The 24,728-nt window shown below is 71.7% G+C and carries 25 protein-coding genes and 1 pseudogene; 21 read left to right on the top strand and 5 right to left on the bottom strand.

Features of this window, described 5'->3' with window-relative positions; all coding sequences use genetic code 11:
• Positions 1-40 precede the first annotated feature (40 nt).
• The gene (locus tag WCE39_RS06375; RefSeq protein ID WP_343275831.1) at positions 41-307 is read left to right on the top strand and encodes a DksA/TraR family C4-type zinc finger protein; all 267 of its coding nucleotides are present in this window, start codon (positions 41-43) and stop codon (positions 305-307) included.
• 43 nt (positions 308-350) lie between these two features.
• Here WCE39_RS06375 and WCE39_RS06370 read toward each other — a convergent pair whose 3' ends face one another.
• Positions 351-857: a hypothetical protein gene (locus tag WCE39_RS06370; protein ID WP_343275830.1), complete on the bottom strand. Its 507-nt coding sequence runs from the start codon at positions 855-857 to the stop codon at positions 351-353.
• Between WCE39_RS06370 and WCE39_RS06365 the strand changes: the two genes are divergently transcribed.
• The 6 genes from WCE39_RS06365 (at position 834) to WCE39_RS06340 (ending at position 5,239) form a co-directional block, all read left to right on the top strand.
• Entirely contained in the window at positions 834-1,703 is an 870-nt protein-coding gene (locus WCE39_RS06365; protein WP_343275829.1) for a hypothetical protein, read from the top strand. The genes WCE39_RS06370 and WCE39_RS06365 overlap by 24 nt on opposite strands.
• A 117-nt stretch (positions 1,704-1,820) precedes the next feature.
• Positions 1,821-2,651 carry a spermine/spermidine synthase domain-containing protein gene (locus WCE39_RS06360; protein WP_343275828.1) on the top strand — a complete coding sequence of 277 codons (831 nt, stop codon included), beginning with the start codon at positions 1,821-1,823 and terminating at the stop codon, positions 2,649-2,651.
• Positions 2,652-2,668: 17 nt separating this feature from the next.
• The gene (locus WCE39_RS06355; RefSeq protein WP_343275980.1) at positions 2,669-3,259 is read left to right on the top strand and encodes a hypothetical protein; all 591 of its coding nucleotides are present in this window, start codon (positions 2,669-2,671) and stop codon (positions 3,257-3,259) included.
• Between the two features lie 26 nt (positions 3,260-3,285).
• Positions 3,286-3,660 (top strand): DUF6164 family protein, encoded by a 375-nt coding sequence (locus tag WCE39_RS06350; protein ID WP_343275827.1) that lies wholly within the window; start codon positions 3,286-3,288, stop codon positions 3,658-3,660.
• A gap of 53 nt (positions 3,661-3,713) precedes the next feature.
• Entirely contained in the window at positions 3,714-4,556 is an 843-nt protein-coding gene (locus WCE39_RS06345) for a hypothetical protein (protein ID WP_343275826.1), read from the top strand.
• A gap of 50 nt (positions 4,557-4,606) precedes the next feature.
• A complete protein-coding gene (locus WCE39_RS06340) occupies positions 4,607-5,239 on the top strand; it encodes a hypothetical protein (RefSeq protein WP_343275825.1) in 633 nt (210 codons plus the stop codon).
• A gap of 28 nt (positions 5,240-5,267) precedes the next feature.
• Here WCE39_RS06340 and WCE39_RS06335 read toward each other — a convergent pair whose 3' ends face one another.
• Positions 5,268-6,449 carry a BaiN/RdsA family NAD(P)/FAD-dependent oxidoreductase gene (locus WCE39_RS06335; protein ID WP_343275824.1) on the bottom strand — a complete coding sequence of 394 codons (1,182 nt, stop codon included), beginning with the start codon at positions 6,447-6,449 and terminating at the stop codon, positions 5,268-5,270.
• A 214-nt stretch (positions 6,450-6,663) separates the two neighbouring features.
• Here WCE39_RS06335 and WCE39_RS06330 point away from each other — a divergent pair, with 214 nt between their 5' ends.
• Complete coding sequence (locus WCE39_RS06330; protein WP_343275823.1) at positions 6,664-6,840, top strand: hypothetical protein; 177 nt, start codon at positions 6,664-6,666, stop codon at positions 6,838-6,840.
• A 257-nt stretch (positions 6,841-7,097) separates the two neighbouring features.
• Here WCE39_RS06330 and WCE39_RS06325 read toward each other — a convergent pair whose 3' ends face one another.
• The 3 genes from WCE39_RS06325 to WCE39_RS06315 all read right to left on the bottom strand — a co-directional run bounded on the left by WCE39_RS06325 (position 7,098) and on the right by WCE39_RS06315 (position 10,472).
• Positions 7,098-8,915: a DEAD/DEAH box helicase gene (locus WCE39_RS06325; RefSeq protein WP_343275822.1), complete on the bottom strand. Its 1,818-nt coding sequence runs from the start codon at positions 8,913-8,915 to the stop codon at positions 7,098-7,100.
• Positions 8,916-8,985: 70 nt separating this feature from the next.
• Positions 8,986-9,831, bottom strand: coding sequence for an archaetidylserine decarboxylase (gene asd / locus WCE39_RS06320; protein WP_343275821.1), 846 nt, complete (start codon positions 9,829-9,831; stop codon positions 8,986-8,988).
• On the bottom strand, positions 9,828-10,472 hold the full coding sequence (locus WCE39_RS06315; RefSeq protein ID WP_343275820.1) for an SCO family protein: 645 nt from the start codon (positions 10,470-10,472) through the stop codon (positions 9,828-9,830). Before WCE39_RS06315 ends, asd begins: the two co-directional genes overlap by 4 nt.
• A gap of 107 nt (positions 10,473-10,579) precedes the next feature.
• Between WCE39_RS06315 and prmB the strand changes: the two are divergent.
• The 13 genes and pseudogenes from prmB to WCE39_RS06250 all read left to right on the top strand — a co-directional run.
• A pseudogene (gene prmB, locus WCE39_RS06310) lies at positions 10,580-11,494 on the top strand (50S ribosomal protein L3 N(5)-glutamine methyltransferase); the annotation flags it as partial.
• 136 nt (positions 11,495-11,630) lie between these two features.
• Positions 11,631-12,740: a chorismate synthase gene (gene aroC / locus WCE39_RS06305; protein ID WP_343275979.1), complete on the top strand. Its 1,110-nt coding sequence runs from the start codon at positions 11,631-11,633 to the stop codon at positions 12,738-12,740.
• A complete protein-coding gene (locus tag WCE39_RS06300) occupies positions 12,733-13,725 on the top strand; it encodes a 2-hydroxyacid dehydrogenase (protein WP_343275819.1) in 993 nt (330 codons plus the stop codon). Before aroC ends, WCE39_RS06300 begins: the two co-directional genes overlap by 8 nt.
• 47 nt (positions 13,726-13,772) lie before the next feature.
• Positions 13,773-14,522, top strand: coding sequence for a sulfurtransferase (locus WCE39_RS06295; protein WP_343275818.1), 750 nt, complete (start codon positions 13,773-13,775; stop codon positions 14,520-14,522).
• A 177-nt stretch (positions 14,523-14,699) separates the two neighbouring features.
• Positions 14,700-15,716 (top strand): aspartate-semialdehyde dehydrogenase, encoded by a 1,017-nt coding sequence (locus WCE39_RS06290; RefSeq protein WP_452299565.1) that lies wholly within the window; start codon positions 14,700-14,702, stop codon positions 15,714-15,716.
• An 85-nt stretch (positions 15,717-15,801) separates the two neighbouring features.
• Positions 15,802-17,700, top strand: coding sequence for a type IV pilus assembly protein FimV (locus tag WCE39_RS06285; protein WP_452299564.1), 1,899 nt, complete (start codon positions 15,802-15,804; stop codon positions 17,698-17,700).
• 48 nt (positions 17,701-17,748) lie between these two features.
• A complete protein-coding gene (gene truA, locus WCE39_RS06280) occupies positions 17,749-18,576 on the top strand; it encodes a tRNA pseudouridine(38-40) synthase TruA (RefSeq protein ID WP_343275816.1) in 828 nt (275 codons plus the stop codon).
• A 1-nt stretch (position 18,577) separates the two neighbouring features.
• Complete coding sequence (locus WCE39_RS06275; RefSeq protein WP_343275815.1) at positions 18,578-19,267, top strand: phosphoribosylanthranilate isomerase; 690 nt, start codon at positions 18,578-18,580, stop codon at positions 19,265-19,267.
• Complete coding sequence (gene trpB / locus WCE39_RS06270; RefSeq protein WP_343275814.1) at positions 19,264-20,478, top strand: tryptophan synthase subunit beta; 1,215 nt, start codon at positions 19,264-19,266, stop codon at positions 20,476-20,478. Before WCE39_RS06275 ends, trpB begins: the two co-directional genes overlap by 4 nt.
• Complete coding sequence (trpA, locus tag WCE39_RS06265; protein ID WP_343275813.1) at positions 20,475-21,314, top strand: tryptophan synthase subunit alpha; 840 nt, start codon at positions 20,475-20,477, stop codon at positions 21,312-21,314. The genes trpB and trpA overlap by 4 nt, the downstream gene beginning before the upstream one ends.
• Before the next feature lie 46 nt (positions 21,315-21,360).
• The gene (gene accD, locus WCE39_RS06260) at positions 21,361-22,260 is read left to right on the top strand and encodes an acetyl-CoA carboxylase, carboxyltransferase subunit beta (protein ID WP_343275812.1); all 900 of its coding nucleotides are present in this window, start codon (positions 21,361-21,363) and stop codon (positions 22,258-22,260) included.
• Entirely contained in the window at positions 22,257-23,642 is a 1,386-nt protein-coding gene (gene glmM, locus WCE39_RS06255) for a phosphoglucosamine mutase (protein ID WP_343275811.1), read from the top strand. Before accD ends, glmM begins: the two co-directional genes overlap by 4 nt.
• Before the next feature lie 76 nt (positions 23,643-23,718).
• Positions 23,719-24,672, top strand: coding sequence for an isopenicillin N synthase family dioxygenase (locus WCE39_RS06250; protein ID WP_343275810.1), 954 nt, complete (start codon positions 23,719-23,721; stop codon positions 24,670-24,672).
• Positions 24,673-24,728 lie beyond the last annotated feature (56 nt).

The following is a 24,728-nucleotide window of genomic DNA, read 5'->3' as shown; positions in this document are numbered from 1 at the left end:
ACCCCGATAACAGGCGATATCCTCCCGTGGAGAATCAGCAATGGCCACCGGCTGGGCCGGCGACGGTGCCGTGCAGGACCAGATTGACGCGACCGTGAAGGACGCCATCGAGCGTGCGCGCAGGCGTTTGCGCACGGGCCCCGGACGCGAGGACTGCGAGGAGTGCGCCGAGCCGATCCCGGAGGCGCGGCGGAAGGCCGTGCCCGGTGTCCGGCTGTGCGTGGCCTGCCAGGCCGCGCAGGACGAGGAAGAGGCGGGGCAGGCGGGCTACAACCGTCGCGGGAGCAAGGACAGCCAGCTCCGCTGAAAAAGGGATGGCGCCAATGTTCCGGCGCCATCCGATCGTCGCGTCAGAGCTGCTGGAAGCCCAGGATCGCCGAGAGCACCGCGGCCAGGATCAGGTATTCGCCGTTGTCGCCACGACGGCCGTGGCGGCTGCGCTCGTAATAGCCATCCTCGTAGCCGCGCTCGAAGCCCTCGCGGAAGTAGTGCGTGTACTCGGCGCTGTCGGCGTACCAGCCGTTGTAGCCGTAGCTGGCGTCCTGCCAGGCGTAGCTGTTGCGGTGGTCGGGCCGCCAGCCGTCGTCGCGGTCGGCGCGGCCGGCGTGGCGTCCTTCCCTGTAGCCGAGGTCCACGGCCTGCTGCAGCAGGTTGGCGGTGTAGCGGTTGATGTCGTGGTAGTTGCCGGCGCGCTGGTAGCGGTAGGCCACCGGCGCCGAGTACCAGCCCGGGTCGTAGCTGCCCCAGCGCTGGTCGCGTGCGCGCACCCGGGCGTAATAGTCGCGCAGGTAGCGCTGCTGGTTCAGCCGCTGCTGCTGGGCCAGGCGCTGCTCGTGGCGGCGCTGGGCGTCGCGCATCTCGCGCAGGTGGCGCTGGTGCCGGGCGTCTCGCTGCCGCTGTTGGGCGACGCGTCGTTCACGCTCGCGCTGGTCGACCGCGCGACGGTCGCGTCCATCCGCCTGGCGGTGCCGTTCGGAGTCCCGGCGCTGTTCGGCGAGACGGCGCTGCTGGGCATCGCGGCGCTGGCCAGCATCGCGACGCTGTTCCGCGTCACGGCGCTGGTCGGCCAGGCGGCGTTGGTCCGCATCGCGGTTGTCCCCGGCGCGACGCCGGCTTGCTTCGCGGCGACCTCGGGTCTCGCGCTGCTCGGCCTGACGCCGCGCAGCCTGCTCCTGCCCGACCTGCTGCAGGCGCGCACGTGCCTGGGACTGCCGCGGCTGTTCGGCACCGCGCTGCCGTGCCTGCGCGTCCCGCCGTTCGCGAGCCTCCTGTTGCCGGCGCTTCTGCTGCTGGCCCTGCTGCTGGCGCTGCCTTGCCTGCTGCTGCTCATGCCGTTGCCGTTGCCGTTGCTGCTGATGCTGCTGCTGCCGCGCCTGTGCGTCGCGCCGCTGCGGTTCTGCCTGGCGCCGCTGCTGGGGCGGGTTGTCACGTCGATCCGCTCCGCGCGCGCCGTTGGCGCGCGACGGCCTGGCACGCTGGTCGCGCGCCTTGCGGTCCGCATCGTGCGTACCGGAGCGGGCGTCGTCGGCGCGCTGCGTGACGGCATCGCGCGCCCGGGGACGCTCCTGCGCGTCGGCGACGGTTGGAACCGCGCTTGCGGCCAGCAGGATGGCCAGGAACATGGAGATTCGATGCAAGGTCATGGGGGTGCTCCCGGAGTCGTCCGCGTCCACTTCACGTCGCCGAGGCTTAACGCGCTCTGATAATCCACCGTTCGGCGGATCCGCGTTCAGGTTTCATGTCCTGTAAACGTTTGCAGCCGCTTCTGACGCTTCGGACGGGCTGCGCTACGCTCTCGGGATCGATTGCGGGAGGTGTGGGTGGCGGGCGACGGCGGCTGGTTCGGAAAGCTGAAAGAAGCGTGCGCCCGGCTGTGCGGGGCCGGCCCGCTGGATCCCACCGGCGTGCGCTTGCCGCCGGCGCGGCTGCAGAGCCGGCAGGGCTATGTGTCGCTGCACTTCCGGCGCGGGCAGACGCAGAGCCGGATGCGTGGTGACGCGCCGGACAGCCTGTTGATCGACTACACCCGGACCATGCTGGGAGCGCTGCTGTGGCGGCCGCGGCCGCGGTGCATCGGCATCGTCGGGCTTGGTGGCGGGTCGCAGGTGAAGTTCCTGCACCGGCACCTGCCACAGGCGCGGCTGGAGGTGGTGGAGAACCATCCCGGCGTGATCGGGCTGCGGCGTGCCTTCGGCATCCCGGATGACGATGCGCGGCTGCACGTCAGGCTGGACGACGGGGCGCGCTTCATCGCCGCGCGCCCCGCGCGCTACGACCTGCTGCTGGTCGACGGCTACGATGCCGCCGGCATTCCCGCCGCGCTCTCCACCGCGGCCTTTCATCGCGCCTGCCGCGACGCGCTGGCCGCGGGCGGCGTGATGGCAAGCAATCTGCACGGCGACGGCTGCGCGCCCTACATCATGCAGCTCAGGGACGTGTTCGGTGGCGATCGCGTCCTGGTGGTGCAGGAGGCGAAGATGAGCAATCGCGTGGTGTTCGCATGGCTTGGCGAAGGCCCGCGCGGGGACGATGCGGATCTGCAGGCGGCGCGCGCCGCGCTCGACGGCGATGGATGGCATGAGCTGGCACCGGCGTTCCAGCAGGTGGCGCGCGAACTCGCGCTGCGCTCGGATCCGGCGTGCGCCAGCTGATCGCGCTGCCACCGGAGATGCGCGCGCGGCTGCAGGCCGCCTATGCATCGCCGCCACGCGCCTACCATCACTTCGGACACGTCGAGGTGGTGCTCGGCCACTTCGACGAGGTGGCCGCTGGACGCGGCTGGGCGCGTCCCGTCGAAGCGTGGCTGGCGGTGCTCTACCACGACGCCATCCACGAGGCCGGCCGCAGCGACAACGAAGCCCGCTCCGCGCGCCTGGCCGCTGGCGAAATCGCACGCTGGCTGCCCGATGCAGGGGTCGACCTGGAGCATGTCGTGGACCTGATCGAACTGACCGCGCGCCACGGGACCCTCCGGCCCGGGGCGCTCGGCGAGGGCCCCGATGGCGACGACCGCCGCCACTTCCTGGACTGCGACATGGCCATCCTGGGCGCCGACGCCGCGGCCTTCGACGCCTACGACCGGGCCATCGACGAGGAATACCGCGACGCCGTGCCGGGCCCGCTGTACCGCATCAACCGGCGCCGTTTCCTGCGCGCGCTGCTGCGCCGTGATCGCATCTACCTGAGCGAGTACTTCCACGACCGCCTGGACGCTGCCGCGCGCGCCAACCTGCGCCGGCGCCTGGGCATCGACGGCTGAAGCCGGCCGCCGGGTATCCTTCGCCCATGGCCAAGCTGCTGCTCAACATGAGGATGGTTCCGGACGACGAAGCGGACGACGTCCGCGGATTCCTGGATGCCCATGACATCGCGTTCCACGAGACCCTGCCCAGCCGATGGGGCATCTCCTACGGCGGCATCTGGGTCAGCGAGGACGCCGACTATCCCCGGGCCCGCAAGCTGATGGACGAGTACCAGGCGGCGCGCCAGGCGCGTGCCCGCGCCGAGCGCGTGGAAGCGCTGCGCACGGGCAGCGCGGAGACCTTCGCCGATGTGCTGCGCAATGAGCCGGCCCGCGTGGCGCGGGCGGCCGCCGGCATCGTGCTACTGCTTGCGCTGGCGGCGCTGCCGGTGGTCCTGCTGTGGCGCGCCTGGACGTGAAGCCCGAGCGCCCGGCGAAGGCGGCGCACTGGCCGGACCGGACGGCGCATCGCATGAAGCAGCGTGGCCGCCTCGCGTTCCGGATCGTGGTCGTCCTCGTGCTCGTGCTGCCGTGGTTCGGATACCGGCAGGTCCGCGACTGGCTGGGGCCCGGCGCAGCGCCATCGGTGGAACCCGCGCTTGTGGACGGGTCGGTGGCGGCAGCGGGGGTGGCGGCGCCGGCCGCGGCCGTCGTGCAGCCCGCGGTAGCCGCGCGACCGCTCGTGGCGGCAGCGCCGGCCGCGGTCGACCGCGCAGCGGACGCGGTGGTGGCCGACGAAGTCGAGGCGATCGGCCGCGATGCGCGTGCCGGTGACGGAGAGGGCGCGACCGCGCGCTTGGCCGACCTCGGTGCCCAGGTCCATCGTGACATCCTGCTGGCCGATCGCGGCGCCGCCGTGCGCCGGGAGGCCGCGCGCCGCGACCTGGCCGCGATGCCGGGCGTGCGCGGCGCCGGCTGGGTCGATCGCATGACCGTGCTGCTGGTGGTATCCGGGCGCGGGGCGGCGCAGTCGACGGTGGCTGTGGCCTGTCGGACGCTGGCCGCGCACGGCGACGTGTCCGGGCTGGCGGTGCGCGTGCAGGAAGTCGCCGGTGGCGCGGTGGCGGCCGGCGCGGTGCAGGCCGAATGCAAGCGCGGGACGGCAACTTCCGAAGCGAGGCCGCGGGGCGTGTTTCCAGGGACGTCGCTGCGGCCGGCCGGTCCCGTGCGCGGAGATGGCGTGCAGGACGGGGAGGGTCCCGAGGCCGCCGCGGAGCGTCGCCGCCGCGAGCAGGAAAGCCTGCGCATCCTCAGCGAGAACACGCCGGAACTGCCGACGCCGCCCGACCTCGGGTCAGCCCCTGACGCGCGCTGAACGCCGGACGCTTATCATCGGCGCCTGTCACCAGAACGCCGGACCCCGAATTGAACCTCTGTACCTGCCGCTCCGCCCTGGCCTGGGGTCTGTTCGCCTGTTCCGTGGCCTTCGCGCTGGCCGGCTGCGCGCGCGACGAGGGTGTCGCCGCTGGACCCGGTGCGGGCCAGCCGCCGGTGACCAGCGCACCGCCGCCGGCACCCCGTGCCTCGCTTGAGCCCGACACCGCCAACGCTCCCATCGAGCGCGCCGCGCCGCCCACGCTGCAGCCGGTGGCGCTTGGCCGCTTCGTGGCTGCTGACCGGGTGGCCACCGCGATGACCGGGGCGCTGGAGATCGAGGATTCGCGGATCCGCGGTGACAACGGCGCTCTGTTCGTCACCGAGCGGGTGGCCATCGTCCGCGGTGGCGACGAGTTCAGCGCGGGGCAGCGCTACGCGGACATGATGATGATCGACGCCCGTCACCCCGTGGAGCTCAGGCGCGTGCTTGACGAGACCCGCGCCGATGACGGCCAGGGCTTCTGCGGCAGCATGAAGACCGGCTTCCTGGCGCTGGCCAGCTATGTCGAGCAGGACATGCGCGTGGTCAAGCTGATCGCGCTGCAGGGCGATGGCATTCCAGCCGCCGCGGCCCGGGACACGGAACTGTGCGCCGCGGCCAGCTACGAATCCGGCGCCTGAGCCGCCGGAGATCCCCGACGCAGCCTGGTCAGGCGACGCCGCCCGCGGCGCGCCCCGACGCCCAGGCCCACTGGAAGTTGTAGCCGCCAAGCCAGCCGGTGACGTCCACCACTTCGCCGATGAAGAACAGCCCGGGTACCTGACGCGACATCATGGTCGACGAGGACAGGCCGTCGGTGTCGACCCCGCCCAGGGTGACTTCGGCGGTGCGATAGCCTTCGGTGCCACTGGCCACCACCGGCCACGCCGACAGCGCGGCCGCGGCGCGCGCCAGCGCCGGCTCATCGAACTGCCGCAGCGGGCGGTCGCCCAGCCAGTGCTCGCACAGACGCTGGGCGAAGCGCCGCGGCATGCGCTCGGCCAGCACGTTGCGCAACTCGGTGGCCGGGCGGGCCGCGCGCTGTTCGCGCAGGAAGGCCAGCGCATCGGTGCCGGGAAGCAGGTCGATCGACAGCGGTTCGCCGGCATCCCAGTACGATGACACCTGCAGGATTGCCGGGCCGCTGAGGCCGCGGTGGGTGACCAGCATGGCGTTTCGGAACGACTGCCCGCGGCTCGAGGCAGCCACCTCCAGCGCCACGCCGCTCAGGCCCTGCAGGCGTTCGGAATGGCTGCCGGTGAGGACCAGCGGCGCCAGCCCGGCTCGCGTGGGAAGGACCGCGTGCCCGAACTGCCGCGCCAGCGCATAGCCCAGGCCGCTGCCGCCGAGGCTGGGGATCGAGAGCCCGCCGCTGGCGACCACGAGCGATCCGGCGGCCATCTGTCCGCGTGCCGTGTCCACCAGGAACCCGGTGTCCGTGCGGGTGACGCCATGGACGTCGCAGCCGATGTCGACGTCGACGCCGGCATCGGCGCACTCGTCCAGCAGCATGCGCACGATGAGCTTGGCCGAGTCGTCGCAGAACAGCTGGCCGAGTTCCTTTTCGTGCCAGGCGATGCCGTGGCGGTCGACCAGTTCGATGAAATCCGCGGGCGTGTAGCGCGCCAGCGCCGATTTGCAGAAGTGGGGGTTGGCCGAGATGAAGTTCGCGGGCCCGGTGCCGGTATTGGTGAAGTTGCAGCGTCCGCCGCCCGACATCAGGATCTTCTTGCCGGGCCTGTTGGCGCGCTCGACCACGCGCACGCGCCGGCCACGCCGGCCGGCGGTCATCGCACACATCAGCCCGGCTGCGCCGGCCCCGATGACCAGCACGTCGCAGGAGATCGTCATCGCGACAGGATAGCCCGGGGCTGGCGCGGCGAAGCCTCCGGCAATGGCATCACGCCCCCCCACGTTCCGTACGCCGCCCGCCAGCCCTTTCCCGCGCACGTCGGCACGCAGGCGCAGCGCCCACGTAGAATGCGTGGATGCACGCTTGCATCCGCCAGCCTCACCACCTTCCGTCCAGCGTCGCGGCGTGCGCGGAGTGCGCCAGGGTGCGAACGTGACCTGGCTCGGCCTGGTCGCCATCGTCATCGGCCTCTACCTGGCGTTCAAGGTCGCGGGCGTGGTGCTGAAGATCGCGCTGTGGCTGCTCATCGTGGTCGCCGCCTACTGGTGGCTGGCGCCGATGCTGGGCTGGCCACCGCTCGAGGAAGTGATCCACGTCCTCGGCCCCTGAGGGGCCCCCGTCCGGGCAGCGCCATGGCCAACGCTGCGGGCGACGCGTGGGTTTTCGGTACGGGCGTGGCCGCGTTCGCCGCTATAGCGGCTCCCACAAAGGCAGGTGCAGCGCGCGACCGCGGCGCGCGCCGCGAATCCGGCTGTCCGGTCGTACAGTCGTCAAGCCGTCAAGCCGTCAAGCCGTCAAGCCGTCAAGCCGTAAAGCCGTAAAGCCGACAGCCGTTCGGCCGTGGCTTCGTCGCGGGGGCCGGCGGCTCAGCCCTCCCGCGGCCCCTTGCGGTGCGGCTTGCGCGGCGGGAACGGCTTCTTCGCGAAGGGCTTCTTCTCGAATGGCTTGCGGCCGGGGCCCTTGGCGCCCGAGGTGTCGGGCGTTTCGCCGTCGCGGGTGATGCGCAGCTGCTGACCGGCGCACCAGACGCCCTTGAGGTGGGTCATGGTCTGCTCGGGCATCCCTTCGGGCAGCTCGATCAGGCTGTGGTCCTCGAAGATCTCGATGCGGCCGATGTGCTTCGATTCGAGCGCGGCCTCGTTGGCGATCGCGCCCACGATGTTGCCCGGCTTCACGCCGTGGTCGTAGCCGACCTCGACGCGGAAGGTCTGCATGCCCGGCGACGGAGCGCGTGCCACGCGCTCCTTCTTCGGGAACGCCGGGCGCTCGCCGCGGTCCGCGCGCTCATGGCGGGCAGGGCGTTCGCGGTATTCGCGTTCCTGGCCGAAGGCCGTCGGAGCGGACGCGGGCTTCGCGCGCGGCGGATCGAGCAGCAGTGGAACGTCGCCGCGCGCCATCTTCGCCAGCGCCGCCGCGACTTCGATCGCGGGCACGTTGAATTCGCGCTCGTAGTCCTCCACCAGCGACTGGAACAGGCCGAGCTCGCCGGCCGCCAGGGTATCGGTGATCGACTGCTTGAACTTGCCGATGCGGGCGTCGTTGACGGTCTCCACGCTGGGCAGCTCCATCTGCTCGATGGGCTGGCGCGTGGCGCGCTCGATCGAGCGCAGCATGTTGCGCTCGCGCGGCGCGATGAACAGGATGGCCTCGCCGCTGCGCCCGGCGCGGCCGGTGCGGCCGATGCGGTGGACGTAGCTCTCGGTGTCGTAAGGCACGTCGTAGTTCAGCACGTGGCTGATGCGGTCGACATCGAGCCCGCGCGCGGCGACGTCGGTCGCCACCAGGATGTCGATCTTGCCGTCCTTCAGCTGCGCGATGGTGCGCTCGCGCTGGGCCTGCACCACGTCGCCGTTGATGGCGGCGGCGGCGAAGCCCCGGGCCTGCAGGCGCGCGGCCAGGTCCTCGGTGGCGAGCTTGGTGCGCGTGAACACGATCATGCCGTCGAAGGGTTCGGCCTCGAGGATCCGGGTCACGGCGTCGAGCTTGTTGGTGCCGCTGACCATCCAGTAACGCTGGCGGATGTTGCGCGCCGTGCTGGTGGAGGACTTGATCGCGACCTCGACCGGGTCGCGCAGGTATTTCTGCGCGATGCGCCGGATCGGCGGCGGCATGGTGGCCGAGAACAGCGCCACCTGGCGCGTTTCGGGGGTGCGCGCAAGCACCGCCTCGACGTCGTCGATGAAGCCCATGCGCAGCATCTCGTCGGCCTCGTCGAGCACCAGCATGCGCAGTTCGGACAGGTCCAGCGAGCCCTTTTCCATGTGGTCGATCACGCGGCCGGGCGTGCCCACGATGACCTGCACGCCGCGGCGCAGGGCCTGCAGCTGCGGGCCGTAGCCCTGGCCGCCGTAGATCGGCAGCACCTGGAAACCGGGCAGGAAGGCGGCGTAGGTCTGGAAGGCTTCGGCGACCTGGATCGCGAGCTCGCGGGTCGGTGCCAGCACCAGCACCTGCGGCTTGCGCGCAGCCGGGTCAAGGCGCGCCATCGCCGGGAGGGCGAAGGCAGCGGTCTTGCCGGTGCCGGTCTGGGCCTGGCCGAGCACGTCGCGGCCGGCCATCAGCGGCGGGATGGTCGCGGCCTGGATCGGCGAGGGTGCTTCGTAGCCGACGGCGGTCAATGCCTGCAGCAACGGCTGCGGCAGGCCGAGATCGGTGAACAGCGGGGTTGGGGCGTCGGAACTCATCAAGCGGCCTCTGGTGGGCCGGATGGCCTGCGGGGTGGAAGATTCTACGCGCAGCAGCGCCTTCGCGGCGTCAGGACGTGCGCGTTGCCAGGCGCTGGCCGAGCCGCACCGGCGTTTCGGCGCCGAGCGCCGGCGCCAGTTCGGCCACGCCCGGGGGCAGCAGCACGATCACGGTGGAGCCGTAGTTGAAGCGCGCCATCTCCTCGAACCGCGCCAGATCCACCGTCTCGCCCATGTAATCCTTGCTGGCCACGCGGTCGCCGTAGGCGGGGATTTCCTCCCCGCTCCAGACCGTTTCCACGCCTGATACCAACAGCGCACCGACCATTACCACCGCCATCGGCCCGAAGTCGGTGGCGAAGTGGCAGACCAGGCGCTCGTTGCGCGCGAACAGCCGCGGCACGCGGGCCACGGCCGCCGGGCCGACGCTGAACAGGCGGCCGGGAACGTGCACCGTGCGCAGGAGCCGGCCATCCCAGGGCATGTGCACGCGGTGGTAGTCACGCGGCGACAGGTAGACGGTGGCGAACAGGCCGTCGGCGTAGGGCGCGGCGGCGGTGTCGTCGCCCAGCAGCTCGGCGGCGGTGAAGGACTGGCCCTTGGCCTGGAAGATCCGCCCGTCGCGGATGGGGCCGCACTGGCTGATGCGGCCGTCGGCCGGCATCAGGATGGCGGCCGGGTCGGGATCGGCCACGCGCGCACCCGGGCGCAGCGCGCGGGTGAAGAAGGCGTTGAAGGTGGGATAGGCCGCCGCGTCGGGGTCGGCGGCCTCGGACAGGTCCACGCCGAAACGACTGACCACCGTGTCGATCAGCCAGCGGCGCAGGCGTGGATGGTCGGAATACGCGAGGCGGCGCGCCGCCCCCGAGAGCAGGCGATGGGGGAGGGCGTAGCTCAGCCGGGTGACCAGGCTCACCGGGGTGAGCCGGTCAGCGTGGCGAGGTCGGCGGCGATCGCCTCCGGGTCCAGCGGTCCCTGGATCACGCCCGCCATCCGCCCGGCCGGGTCGAGCAGCGCCAGCGCGGCCGAGTGGTCGATCGTGTACTGGTCGGCCGGCGCGTCAGCCGAGGCCGGGACCTTCATGAACACCAGCGACAGCGAACGCGCGAATTCCTCCAGCGCCGGGATGTCGGCCGTGGCGGCGAGGGTGTCGCGGTGGAAGAAGGCGGCGTATTCGCCGATGCGGTCGGGGCTGTCGCGCTCCGGGTCGACCGACACGAACAGCACCCGCGGCCGCTGCGCCTCGGGCAGCGGTTCCCAGGCCTTCTGTGCCCGCGACAGGTCGGCGAGCGTGGTGGGACAGACGTCGGGGCAGTGGGTGAAACCCAGGAACACCAGGGTCCAGTGTCCGTGCAGTTCACCGGGAACCAGCTGGGTGCCGTCGGACTGCTGCAGCGCGAACGGCGGCAGCTCGCGGGCCTGGGGAAACAGGCGCACGGTCTCGAGTTCGGGGTGGGCCGGGGCGCGGTCGCGGCCGAACCACTTCTGCGAGGCGACAAGGCCGAGGCCGGCGGCAAGCGCGGCCACGAGCACGATCAGGACGGTGCGGTTGAACATGGTGCCTCGGACGCCGGGAGTGACCGGACATGATAACGGGCGGCGCCGGAGTCCGCGGCCGCTTCGCTATACTGCCCGCCCCGGCGAAAGCGCCGTGAATGCGCGCCATGACGACCCAGCAGCTCCAGACCATCATCGACCTGATCCGCTACGGTGCCAGCCGCTTCAACGCGGCCGGCCTGACCTTCGGCCACAGCTACGACAACGCCCTGGATGAAGCGACCCAGCTCACCCTGCATGCGCTGCACCTGCCGCACGACCTGAGCCCGGTGTACGGCACCGCGCGCTTGACCGAGGCCGAGAAGGAAGACGTGCTCGCGCTGTTCATCCGCCGGATCGAGGAACGCGTGCCCGCGGCCTACCTGTGCGGCGAAGCCTGGTTCGCGGGCCTGAGCTTCAAGAGCGACAGCCGCGCCCTGGTGCCGCGTTCGCCGATCGCCGAGCTGATCGAGTCGGGCTTCGAGCCCTGGCTTGCCGGCCGCGAGGTGCGTCGCGCGCTGGACCTGTGCACCGGCTCCGGCTGCATCGCCATCGCCATGGCGCACTACAACCCGGACTGGCACGTCGACGGCGTCGACCTGAGCGACGACGCGCTGCAGCTTGCGCGCGAGAACGAGCGCCGGCTGATGGCCGACAACGTCCGCTTGCTCAGGTCCGACCTGTTCTCCGCCCTGCAGGGCGAACACTACGACCTGATCGTCAGCAATCCGCCCTACGTCACCAACGACGAGACCGACGCGCTGCCGGCCGAGTACGTCCATGAGCCCGAAATGGGCCTGCGCGCCGGCGACGACGGCCTGGACCTGGTGCTGAAGATCCTGCGCGACGCGCCGCTGCACCTGTCCGACGAGGGCGTGCTGATCTGCGAGGTCGGCGAGGCCGAGCGCGCGCTGTCGAAGCTGCTGCCCGAGTTGCCGCTGATGTGGGTGGAGTTCAAGGTCGGGCAGATGGGCGTGTTCGTGGTCGAGCGCCATGACCTGGTGAGCCACAGCGCGCGCATCACCGCGCTGGCGGCGGAGCGCGAGGGCGGCGCAGCGGCGGCTGCCGCCATCGCGGCGGGCGTGCCCTCAGCGGGCGCGGGCGTTGCCGGCACCGAGCCGGACAGCCTGTTCTGATGCGCGCGCCAGCGGGCCAGCCGGATCGCCGCAGGGCGCGGCCCTGAACACCTTCGGCCAGCTGCTGCGCGTCACCACCTTCGGCGAATCCCACGGCCCGGCAATCGGCTGCGTGGTCGATGGCTGCCCGCCGGGCATCGCGCTGGCCGCGGAAGACTTCGCGCACGACCTGGAGCGTCGTGCCACCGGACGCTCGCGGCATACCTCCGCGCGCCGCGAGGACGACGTGGTCGAGATCCTGTCGGGCGTGTACGACGGCCTGACGACGGGCACCCCGGTCGCGCTGCTGATCCGCAATTCGGACGCGCGCAGCAGGGATTACGAGCGCATCGCGACGCAGTTCCGCCCCGGGCACGCGGATTACACCTATTGGCACAAATACGGCATCCGCGACCCGCGCGGCGGCGGCCGAAGCTCCGCGCGCGAGACCACGATGCGCGTCGCCGCGGGCGTGATCGCGAAAAAGTGGCTGGCCGAACGCCACGGCGTGCACGTGCGCGGCCACCTTGCGCAGATCGGCGAGCTCGTGCCGCAGGTTCATGACTGGAATGCGGTCGAGAGCAATGTCTTCTTCTGGCCCGACGCCGCGCAGGTTCCGGAGCTCGAGGCCTACATGGACGCGCTGCGCAAGTCCGGGGATTCGGCCGGTGCGCGTGTCACCGTGGTCGCCGACGGCGTGCCGCCAGGCTGGGGCGAGCCGGTCTACGGCAAGCTCGACGCCGGCATCGCCGCGGCGATGATGTCGATCAATGCCGTCAAGGGCGTGGAGATCGGCGCCGGCTTCGCAAGCGTGGCGCAGAAAGGCAGCCGGCACCGCGACACGATGGCGCCGGATGGTTTCCTGTCCAACCACGCCGGCGGCGTACTGGGCGGGATCAGCAGCGGCCAGCAGATCGTGTGTTCGGTCGCGTTCAAGCCGACCTCCAGCCTGCGCCTGCCGGTGCCGGGCGTGGATGTCGAGGGCGGCGTTGTCGACATCGTCACCACCGGCCGCCACGACCCCTGCGTCGGCATCCGCGCGACCCCCATCTGCGAGGCGATGCTGGCCCTGGAGCTGATGGACCAGGCGCTGCGCCACCGCGCGCAGTGCGGCGACGTGGGTGATGTGTCACCGCGCATACCGGCGTCGCGCGACGGGTCCGTGGATGGCTGACACCAGGCCGAAGGTGTGGGTATCGCAGCCGCTGTACGAAGACATCGAGGCGCGGCTGGACCGGTGGTTCGACGTCACGCGAACGGCGCGCGTCACCGACCACGCGCCGGAGGCGATCGCTGCCGCGCTGGCGGATGCCGACGGCGCGCTGGTCACGCTCAACGACCGCATCGGCGAGGCCGAACTCGCCGGCGCCGCGAGGCTGCGCGCCATCGCCAACGTCGGCGTGGGCTACAACAACCTCGATGTCGCGGCGCTGGCCGCGCGCGGCATCGTCGCCACCAACACGCCGGACGTGCTCACTGAAACCACCGCCGACTTCGGCTTCGCGCTGATGATGGCCGCGGCGCGACGGATTACCGAGGCCGAGCACTGGCTGCGCGCGGGCAACTGGCAGGGCTGGGGCTTCCACGAGCTGCTTGGCGCGGAGATCCACGGCAGCACCTTGGGCATCCTCGGCATGGGCCGGATCGGGCAGGGCATCGCGCGGCGCGCGCGCGGCTTCGGCATGCGCGTGCTGTACCACAACCGCAGCAGGCTGCCGGCGGCGGTCGAACGCGACTGCGCCGCGACCTGGGTGGAGCGTGACGCGCTGCTGGCGGCGGCCGACCACCTGGTGCTGGTGCTGCCGTACACGGCGGCCAACCGCCACATCATCGATGCCGCCGCGCTGGCGCGGATGAAGCCCGGGGCCACGCTGACCAATATCGCCCGCGGCGGGCTGGTCGACGAGGGCGCGCTCGCGGAGGCGCTGCAGGGCGGGCGCCTGGCGGCTGCCGGGCTGGACGTCTTCGAGGGCGAGCCCGTGGTGAACCCGCGGCTTACCGCCTGCCGCAACGTGGTGTTGACGCCGCACATCGCCAGCGCGAGCCTGCCTACGCGGCGCGCGATGGTCTCGCTGGCGGTGGACAACCTGATCGCGGCGATGGGCGTCGGCCCCGATGCCGGACGGCCGCCGAATCCGGTCACTTCAGCCGTTGCCTGAAACCGCGCGCAGCGGCTGCCGCAGCACGCATTCCGTAGAATGAGGCGATGTACACCAGCATCGCCGCCTATCATTTCGTCGTTGTCGACGATCCCGCCGCCGTTGTCGTGCGTATCCGCGCCTGGGCCGAAGCGCAGGATCTGCTCGGGACCGTGCTGGTCGCGGACGAGGGCATCAATCTGTTCCTGGCCGGCAGCGAAGCCGGCATCGGCGCCTTCCTTGCGTTGCTGCGCGGTGATGCACGCTTCGCTGGCCTGCAGGCCAAGGTCAGCTACAGCCACACGCAGCCGTTCGCGCGCCTGAAGGTCAAGCACAAGCCCGAGATCATCAGTTTCCGCCGCGATGGGGTCTCGCCACTGGAGGGTCGCGCGCCGGCAGTGGCGCCCGTGGACCTGGCACGCTGGATCGCGCGCGGACGTGACGATGACGGTCGGCGGCTGGTACTGCTCGACACCCGCAACCGCGAGGAAGTCGGCCACGGCACGTTCGCCGGCGCGCTCACGCTGCCGATCGACAACTTCACCGACCTGCCGGCGGCCCTCGAGCCGCACCGCGAGGCGCTCGCCGATGCCACCGTGGTCGGGTTCTGCACCGGCGGCATCCGCTGCGAAAAAGCCGTGCGCTGGATGCGCGACGCGGGCTTCGGCAACGCCCTGCAGCTCGACGGCGGGATCCTCGGTTACTTCGAAGCCACGGGCGGCGCCGGATATGAAGGCCGCTGCTTTGTTTTCGACGAGCGCATCGCGCTGGATCCGGGCCTGCGCGCCGCGGCTGACGACGCTACGACGCTGGCCTGAGCCGCCGGAGCCGCCGGAGCCGCCTGAGCCGCCCGGGTCGGCGAGTGCGGGGCCGCGGCCAGGGCGCAGGTGAACCGCGCTTGCGGCCGCGCCCCGGTGCTCCGCACATTCCGCCAGCCGCGCGCGATAATGCAGGGCTGCGCGGCAACGGTCGCGCCCTCAATGAACGGAGTGTCCATGGGCAGGCGATACAAGGTGGCCGTGGTTGGCGCGACCGGTGCGGTGGGCGAAGCGATGCTCTCGATCCTGGTCGAACGCGGGTTCCCGGTCAGCGAGCTCGTCGCGCTGGCCAGCGAGCGCTCGGCCGGCGGAACGGTCGCCTACGGCGAGGATGACGTCGTTGTCCGCGACCTGGCGACCTTCGATCCAGCCGGCGTCGAGATCGCCCTGTTTTCCGCGGGTGCTGTGGTTTCCAGGGAATACGCGCCGAAGTTCGCCGCCGCCGGCGCCGTGGTGATCGACAACTCGTCCGTCTTCCGCCAGGACCACGACGTGCCGCTGGTTGTCAGCGAGGTCAACCCCGAGGCGGTGAAGCAGCGCCCGCGCGGCATCATCGCCAACCCCAACTGCTCGACCACGCAGATGCTGGTGGCGCTGGCGCCGATCCATCGCAAGGTGGGAATCGAGCGCATCAACGTCGCGACGTACCAGTCGGTGTCGGGCGCAGGCCGCGTAGCGCTCGAGGAACTCGGCAGGCAGACCGCGTCGCTGCTGGGGTTCCGGGGCGCGGAGCCGGCGCATTTCCCGGTGCAGATCGCCTTCAACCTGATTCCGCAGATCGACGAATTCATGGACAACGGCTTCACCCGCGAGGAGATGAAGCTGGTGTGGGAGACGCGCAGGATCCTGGGCGACGACAGCATCCAGGTGAACCCGACCGCGGTGCGGGTGCCGGTGTTCTACGGCCATGCCGAGGCGCTGCATATCGAAACCCGCGAAAAGATCAGCGCCGCCGAAGCACGCGCGCTGCTGGAAGCCGCGCCGGGAGTCGAGGTGGTGGATGAACGCGTTGCGGGGGGCTACCCGACGCCGGTCACGCACGCTTCCGGCGCCGATCCGGTCTTTGTCGGCCGCATCCGGGAGGACCTCTCGCACCCGCGCGGGCTCAACCTGTGGGTGGTGGCCGACAACATCCGCAAGGGCGCGGCCCTGAACGCGGTGCAGGTCGCGGAACTGGTGATCGGCGGGCACTGATGCGGCCCTTGCGTTGCCATTCGAGGCCGCGGGCCGCTAGAGTCCACGCGATGCAACGGGGGAACGAGTGCACACGACACCGCGAATGATGCGAGCGATCCGCTGGGCCGCCATGTGCGGCGTGCTGCTGGTGCTGTTCGCGGGCCAGGTGCTTGCGCTGGGCCTTGGACGGATCGAGGTCAAGTCGCGCGCCGGCCAGCCGCTGCTGGCCGAGATCCAGGTGATCTCCAACGATTCCGCCGAACTCGACCAGCTGCGCGCGCGCCTGGCCTCGCCGGACACGTTCCGGCGCATCGGCCTGCCGGCGCCGGACAGCGTGGTGGCAGGCCTGGAGTTCAGGGTCGCGCTCGACGCCCGCGGCGAACCGGTGATCCGCGTCACCACGCGCGAGCCCGTCACCCAGCCGATGCTGACCTTCCTGGTCGAGGTCGACTGGGGGCAGGGGCGCCTGGTGCGCGAGTATTCCGCGCTGGTCGACGCACCGCAGACCGTGGCGGCGCCGGCGCAGCCGGCGATCGAGGCGCCCGCCGCCGCGCCCGCGAACACCATCGTGCGCGCGCCCGGGTCGAACACGACCGGCGATGCCGCACAGACCGCCGGTGCCGCGACGGAAGACGACCCTGCGGCTGCCGATGCCTCGGCTGCCGATGCCGTCTCCGCCGGGCAGGCCGGCGACGCGCCCGCCGAGGTGCCCGCGACCCCGGCCGGCAGTGCGCCCGCGCCCGTCGCCTCCCCGGCGCCGGTCGCGCAGGCCGCCGCGCCGTCCGGCGAGTACGGCCCGGTGAAGGCCGGCGAAACGATCGGTGCGATCGCCGGGCAGCTGGCGGGCGATGGCATCACCCGCGAGCAGGCGATCGTGGCACTGTTCCGAGCCAATCCCGAAGCCTTCATCGCCAACAACCTCAACCTTGTGCGCGAGGGGGCGGTGCTGCGCATCCCCGAGCGCAGCGAGATCGCCGGGCTCGACCTGCGCGAATCGCGCGCCCTGATGCGCGAGCAGGTGGCGGCGTGGCGCGACATGACGCGCCCGGCTCCGCAGCCCGAAGCCGCCGCCGACGCGGCCACCAGCGCCACGACGCCTGGCGCCGCGCCGGCGCAGGCCGGCGAGGCCGGGGCCGCTCCGGGGGCGGATGCCGCGGCACGCACCGCCGACGCGCGCCTGGAAATCGTGCCGCCATCGGCGGCGGGTGGGCAGCAGGCAGGAATACGATCCGGCATCCAGGCCGGTGGCGAGGGCGAAATGCTGCGACAGGAACTGCAACAGGAACTGCACCAGAACCAGGAGACCCTGGCCGCGCGCGAAGCCGAAGTGGACGAGCTCAAGGCCCGCGTCGCGGACCTCGAGCGCCTGCAGGCCCAGCAGGCCGAGCTCATCACCATGAAGGACAGCGAGCTGGCCGCGGTGCAGGAGCGCCTCGCGGCAACCTCCGAACCCACCGCCGACGTGGCGCCGGCCGCGCCGGCCGAGGCCGGTGGCCTGCCGTGGGCGTGGATCGGCTTGGGCCTGCTGCTGGTGGCCGCAGTCGCCTGGCTGCTGATCCGCCGTGCACCGAAGCCCGCGCCACGACCGCGTTTCGACGCAGCCTCGCTTGCCGACGCCGCGCCGCCGGTCCAGGAGCGGGCCTCGTCCGCCGGGATGGCGGCGCCACGGTCGCCCGGACCGGTCACCCCCGCCTGGCATGCCGACGCCGTGGGCGCCGATGCGGCCACGACCACGACCGGCCCGGACGCGGCGGAGCCTTCGGCTGACCGCGCGGACGATGCACCAGGCGTGGACGCCGTTGCCGGACGGGACGCCGCGGTGGCCGCCGTGATTGCCGCGCTCGACCCGTCCCCGGGCGGCGCGGAGCGCATCGAGCTGGCGCGCGCCTACATCGATCTCGGTGACACCGATACCGCCCGTGACCTGCTGCGGGAAGTCGCCGACGCCGGCGATCCTGCCGCGCGTGCCGAGGCCTCGCGACTGCTGGAAGGACTCGCCTGAGGCCCGTGCCGCCGCCGCTGTCCGCGGCGCGGCCGGTCATTGCACACCATGCGCTACGCACTGGGCATCGAATACGACGGCAGCGACTTCCTGGGATGGCAGCGGCTGGGAGAGGCCGGCGCCGGAGAGGCGCGGGCCCTGCAGGCGACGCTCGAGGCGGCGTTGTCGAAAGTGGCCGATGCGCCGGTGGCCACCATCTGCTCCGGGCGCACCGATTCCGGGGTCCACGCCCGCTGCCAGGTGGTTCATTTCGACAGTGATGCCACGCGCGATCCGCGCAGCTGGATGCTGGGAACGACCTCGCTGCTGCCGCCGTCGATGGCGGTGCGCTGGTGCCGCGAGGTGGCCGACGATTTCAGCGCGCGCTTCTCGGCGCGCGCGCGCCGCTATCGCTACAGCATCCTCAACCGCCCCGTGCGGCCCGCGCTGGGCCACCAGTACCTGGCCTGGAGCCGGCATCCGCTGGACGCCCGGGCCATGCACCGGGCGGCCCAGGCCCTGGTCGGCGAACTCGACTTCACCTCGTTCCGCACCGTGCACTGCCAGGCCCCGCACGCGCGCCGGGACCTGCAGCGGATCAGCGTGGCGCGCGAGGGCGACGTGGTGGTGGTCGACGTCCAGGCCAACGCCTTCCTTCATCATATGGTTCGCAACATCGTCGGATCGCTGCTCGAGGTGGGCGGCGGTCGCCGCCCGGAGGCGTGGGTCGCGGACGTGCTGGCGGCGCGTGACCGCAGGCGCGCCGGCCCCACCGCGCCGTCGGGCGGGCTGGTCTTCCTCGGCCCGCTGTATCCGGCGGGCTGCGGCCTTCCGCCCGAGGTGACGCTGGATACCGCCGGCGTCGCGACCGGCCCCTTGCCCCTGCCACGACCCTGACATGCCACGCACCCTGTTCCGCACGCGCATCAAATTCTGCGGCCTGACCCGTGCCGGGGACGTCCGCCTGGCGGGCGAGCTCGGCGTCGACGCCATCGGCTTCGTCTTCGCCCGGGGCAGTTCGCGCCGCCTCCACGTCAGCGAAGCCCGCGCGCTGCGCGAGGCGCTGGCGCCGCTGGTCGACGCGGTCGCGGTGTTCCGCGACAACACCGCCGACGAGGTCCGCGAGGTGGTGAAGCACGTGCGGCCCAGCCTGCTGCAGTTCCACGGCGACGAGGACGATGCCTTCTGCCGCCGCTTCGGCCTGCCCTGGCTCAAGGCGGTGGGCATGGGCGCCGCGACACCCGTGGAAGGCCCGGCCCTGGTGGCCGCGTTCCCCGGTGCGTCGGCGTTCCTGTTCGACAGCCATGGTGGCGGCCATGACGGAGGCAGCGGGCGTGCGTTCGACTGGTCGGCCCTGCCGCGCGCGCTGACCCGGCCGCTGCTGCTGTCCGGCGGGCTCTCGCCCGCCAACGTCCATGATGCCGTGGTCGCGACCATGCCCTGGGGCGTCGACGTGAGCAGCGGCATCGAATCGGCGCCCGGCCAGAAGGACGGCGAACTGATGCGGGCCTTCGTGGCCGAGGTGCGCCGCGCCGACGGCCGTGCCGACAATGATGGCGTGGTCCCCCCTGGAGAAGATGCGCGATGAGTGACATGCCGGCCGATTTCCATGCCTTTCCCGACGCCCGCGGCCATTTCGGCCGCCATGGTGGCCGCTTCGTGGCCGAGACCCTGGCCGGCCCGCTGCAGGAGCTGGCCACGGCCTACGACGGCGCGCGTGCCGATCCCGCCTTCGTCGCCGCCTTCGACGCCGACCTCGCCGACTACGTCGGCCGTCCGAGCCCGATCTACGAGGCCGTGGGCCTGTCGCGCCACGTCGGCGGCGCGCGCATCCTGCTCAAGCGCGAGGACCTGAACCACACCGGCGCGCACAAGATCAACAACACCATCGGCCAGGCGCTGCTCGCCAGCCGCATGGGCAAGACCCGGATCATCGCCGAGACCGGCGCCGGCCAGCACGGCGTGGCCAGCGCCACGGTCGCCGCGCGCCTCGGGCTCGAGTGCGTGGTCTACATGGGCGCGACCGACATCGAGCGCCAGAAGATCAACGTCTACCGGATGAAGCTGCTCGGCGCGACGGTGGTGCCGGTGACCAGCGGTTCGGCCACGCTCAAGGACGCGCTCAACGAAGCGATGCGCGACTGGGTGACCAACGTGCGCGACACCTTCTACATCATCGGCACGGTGGCCGGCCCCGATCCGTACCCGCGCATGGTGCGCGACTTCAACGCGGTGGTCGGCAAGGAGGCGAGGGCGCAGATGCTGAAGCGCCACGGCCGCCTGCCGGACGTGGTCACCGCCTGCGTCGGCGGCGGCAGCAACGCGATCGGCATCTTCCACGCCTTCCTCAACGACCGCGACGTGCGCCTGGTCGGCGCCGAGGCGGCGGGCGAGGGCATGGACAGCGGCCGGCACGCGGCGTCCATTTCGGCCGGGCGCGTGGGCGTGCTGCACGGCAACCGCACCTACGTGCTCTGCGACGACGATGGCCAGGTGATCGAGACGCACTCCGTCTCGGCAGGCCTCGACTATCCGGGCGTCGGCCCGGAGCATGCCTTCCTCGCCGATACGGGCCGCGCGCAGTACGTCGGCGTGAGCGACGACGAGGCGCTGGAGGCCTTCCACCTGCTGGCGCGCACCGAGGGCATCCTCGCCGCGCTGGAGTCGAGCCACGCAGTGGCGCAGGCGATCAGGCTGGCACGCGACATGCCGAAGGACGCGCTGGTGCTGTGCAACCTGTCCGGGCGCGGCGACAAGGACGTGCACACGATCGCCGCGCGCGAAGGAGTGGAGGTATGAGCGTCGTCGAAGTCGCGCCGCGGATCGCGCGCCGCTTCGACGCGCTCCGCGTAGCCGGGCGCAAGGCACTGGTGCCCTTCATCACCGCCGGCGATCCGGGGCTTGAGGATACGGTCCCGGTGATGCATGCCATGGTCGCGGCTGGCGCCGACGCGATCGAGCTCGGCGTGCCGTTCTCCGATCCGATGGCCGACGGCCCGACCATCCAGCGCAGCTCCGAGCGCGCGATCGCCCGCGGTGCCGGCATGGCCTGGGTGCTGGAGCGCGTGCGCGAGTTCCGCCAGCGCGACGACGACACGCCGGTGACCCTGATGGGCTACCTGAACCCGATCGAGATCCGTGGTGCGGGGGTCTTCGCGGCCGCCGCGGCCGATGCCGGCGTCGACGGCGTGCTGCTGGTCGACCTTCCGCCGGAAGAAGCCGCCGAGTTCCGCGAGGCCTTCTCCGCCCATGGCATCGCGCTCGTGCTGCTGGCGTCCCCGACGACCGACGCGGCGCGCATGGACATGCTGTGCGGGCTGGCGCAGGGCTATCTTTACTACGTGAGCATGGCCGGGGTGACCGGCGATTCCGCGCGCCTGGACACCGCCGCCGCGGCCGCGCACCTGCGTGCCATCCGCGCGCGCAGTCCGGTGCCGGTGGTGGTGGGCTTCGGCATCCAGGACGCCGCCAGCGCCGCTGCCATGGCAGTGGACGCCGACGGGGTGGTCGTCGGCAGCGCCCTGGTCAAGGCCATGCAGGCCGCCGGAGCCGGGCGCGCCGCCGATGCCGCCGCGGCCTTCCTCTCGCCCCTGCGGCAGGCGCTCGACGCCGGTGCCGGCGGGCCAGTGGGCTAAACTCCCCCGGTTCGCGGCCCAGTCCGCAAAGGATCACAGCAAACGCATGTCCTGGCTGAAGAAAATCATGCCTGCCCGCATCCGCACCGAGGGCGGCCCCGCACGCAAGCGCAGCGTGCCCGAGGGGCTGTGGGAGAAGTGCGACAGCTGCGGCGCGGTGCTTTACCGGCCCGAGCTCGAGGAAAACCTCGAGGTCTGCCCGAAGTGCGCCCACCATATGGCGATCCGCGCCCGCGCGCGCCTGGCGGCCTTCCTCGACGTCGGCAGTGGCCGCGAGATCGGCGCCGCGCTCGGCCCGGTCGACGTGCTCCGCTTTCGTGACCAGAAGCGCTACGCCGACCGCATCAAGGCGGCGCAGAAGTCCACCGGCGAGCGCGACGCGCTGATCGCGATGGAAGGGCGTTTGAAAGGCAGCCCGATCGTCGCCAGCGCCTTCGACTTCGCCTACATGGGCGGCTCGATGGGCTCGGTGGTCGGCGAGCGCTTCACGCTCGGCGCCGAACGCGCGCTCGAGATCGGCTCGCCCTTCGTGAACTTCTCCGCCAGCGGCGGCGCGCGCATGCAGGAAAGCCTGTTCTCGCTGATGCAGATGGCCAAGACCTCGGCCGCGCTCGGACGCCTGCGCGCGGCGGGACTGCCCTACATCTCGGTGATGACGCATCCGACCACCGGCGGCGTCTCGGCCTCGTTCGCGATGCTGGGCGACATCAACCTGGCCGAGCCCAAGGCCTTGATCGGCTTCGCCGGCCCGCGCGTGATCGAGCAGACCGTGCGCGAGACGCTCCCCGAAGGCTTCCAGCGCTCCGAGTTTCTGGTCGAGCACGGCGCCATCGACCAGATCTGCGACCGCCGCGAGCTGCGCGGCCGCATCGCTTCGCTGCTGGCGATGCTGATGCGCCAGCCCGCGCCACCCGCCGAACAGTCCGACGCGGGAGTGGCGCCATGAGCGCTGCGGGCAGCACGACCGCGGGCGCCAGGCGCCGCTGGTTCGGTACCGACGGCATCCGCGGCCGGGTCGGCGAGACGCCGGTCTCGGCCGACTTCATGCTGCGCCTGGGCAATGCCTACGGCCACGCCCTGACGGCGCGGGTCAAGGCCGGCGGCGAGTGGCGCAAGCCGATGGTCATCATCGGCAAGGACACGCGCATCTCGAACTACATGTTCGAAGCCGCGCTCGAGGCCGGCCTGGTCGCCGCCGGCGTGGACGTCCAGCTGATGGGCCCGATGCCGACCCCGGCCGTCGCGCACCTGACGCACTCGATGCGCGCCGACGGCGGCATCGTGATCTCCGCCTCGCACAACCCGCACCACGACAACGGCATCAAGTTCTTCTCCGCCGAGGGCGAGAAGCTCGACGACGCCACCGAACTCGCGATCGAGGCCGCGCTGGAGCAGCCGTTTTCGACCGTCGCCTCCGACCGCCTGGGCAAGGCGGTGCGCACGCGCGACGCGATCGGCCGCTACGTGGAGGCCTGCAAGGGCTCGGTGCCGCGCAGCTTCGACCTCGACGGCATGCGCATCGTGGTCGACTGCGCGCACGGCGCGACCTACCAGATCGGTCCGATGGTGCTGCGCGAGCTGGGCGCGCGGGTCGACGCGATCGGCGTCGATCCCAACGGCGTCAACATCAACGACGGCGTCGGTTCGACCTATCCCGACGGTCTTGCGGCGCGGGTGCGCGAGACGGGCGCCGAACTCGGCATCGCCTTCGACGGCGACGGCGACCGGGTGCTGTTCGTCGATGCCGACGGCCAGGTGCGCGACGGCGACGACCTGGTCTACCTGCTGGCCTGCGACTGGCAGGAGAGCGGCCGCCTGCGCGGCCCCGTGGCCGGCACCCTGATGACCAACTTCTCCCTCGAGCAGGCGCTGGCCGCGCGCGGCATCGGCTTCATGCGCACGAAGGTGGGCGACCGCTACGTCCACCAGGCACTGGTCGAACACGGCGGCATCCTCGGCGGCGAGGCCTCCGGCCACCTGCTGTGCCTGGACCGGTCCACCACCGGCGACGGCATCGTCAGTGCCCTGCAGGTGCTGGAAGTGCTGCACAGACGCGGCGTGTCCCTGGCCAGCGCGCTGCGCGACCTGCGCAAGGTGCCGCAACGCACCGTCAACGTGCGCGTCGCCAATGGCGCCAGGCCGGCGGAGGCCGCGAGCGTGCAGGCCGCGCTCGCCAAGGCGCAGCGCGCCGTCGAAGGGCGGGGCAGGGCGTTCCTGCGGCCCTCGGGCACCGAACCGGTGGTGCGCGTGACCGTCGAGGCCGACGACGAGGCGCTGGTGGCGTCGACGCTCGAGGCGCTGGCCGCCGCGGTCCAGTCGGCGGCCTGAGCGCTCCCACCGGGCCCCGGCGGTATCATGGCCGGCCATCGCCCCCGTCCGGGGGCGAGCCGCCACCGAGTGAGCCATGGCCCCGCGCATCCCGACCCTCGACATCCGCCGCTTCACCCATCCCGCCAGCCCGGAAGACCGCCAGGCCTTCATCGACGAGCTCGGCGCCGCGTATCGCGAGTGGGGATTCGCCGGCATCCGCAACCACGGCATCCCGCAGCCGCTGATCAACGACGCCTACGAGGCCTTCAGGGCCTTCTACGCGCTGCCCGAGGACACCAAGAAGCAGTACCACGTGCCCGGCGGCGGCGGTGCGCGCGGATACACGCCGTTCGGCGTCGAGACCGCGAAGGATTCGAAGCACTTCGACCTGAAGGAGTTCTGGCACATCGGCCGCGAGATCCCGGACGACTCGAAATACCGCGACGTCATGCCGCCGAACCTGTGGCCCGCCGAAGTCCCGGGGTTCCGCGAGAAGGGCTACGCCCTGTACCAGGCGCTCGACGACCTCGGCTCGCAGGTGCTACGCGCGCTCGCCCTGCACATCGACCTGCCGGAGGACTACTTCGCCGACAAGACCGACGTCGGCAATTCCATCCTCCGCCCGATCCACTACCCGCCGATCACCGCCGACGACATCCCCAACGTGCGCGCCGGCGCGCATGGCGACATCAACCTGATCACGCTGCTGGTCGGTGCGAGCGCGGCGGGCCTGGAAGTGCAGTCGCACGAGGGCGAGTGGGTGCCTTTCACCTCGGACGCGGACACCATCGTGGTCAACATCGGCGACATGCTGCAGCGCCTGACCAACCACGTGTATCCGTCCACGATCCATCGCGTGGTCAACCCGCCGGGCGAGCTCGCGCGCCAGCCGCGCTATTCGGTGCCCTTCTTCCTGCATCCGAACCCGGACTTCCTGATCGACGTCCTGCCTTCGTGCGTGAGCGACGACAATCCCAGCCGCTACCCCGAGCCGATCACCGCCCACGGCTACCTCGAAGAGCGCTTGCGCGAGATCAAGCTGGCCTGAGCGTGGCGGCGCGGCGCGCGCATGCAGGAATGCGCGCGAACGCCTAGACTCTCCGG

Source organism: Luteimonas yanweni (assembly GCF_039548475.1).
Taxonomy (GTDB): Bacteria; Pseudomonadota; Gammaproteobacteria; order Xanthomonadales; family Xanthomonadaceae; genus Luteimonas.
Note: the sequence above shows the minus strand (reverse complement) of the source record. Positions and strands in the feature narration are given on the sequence as shown.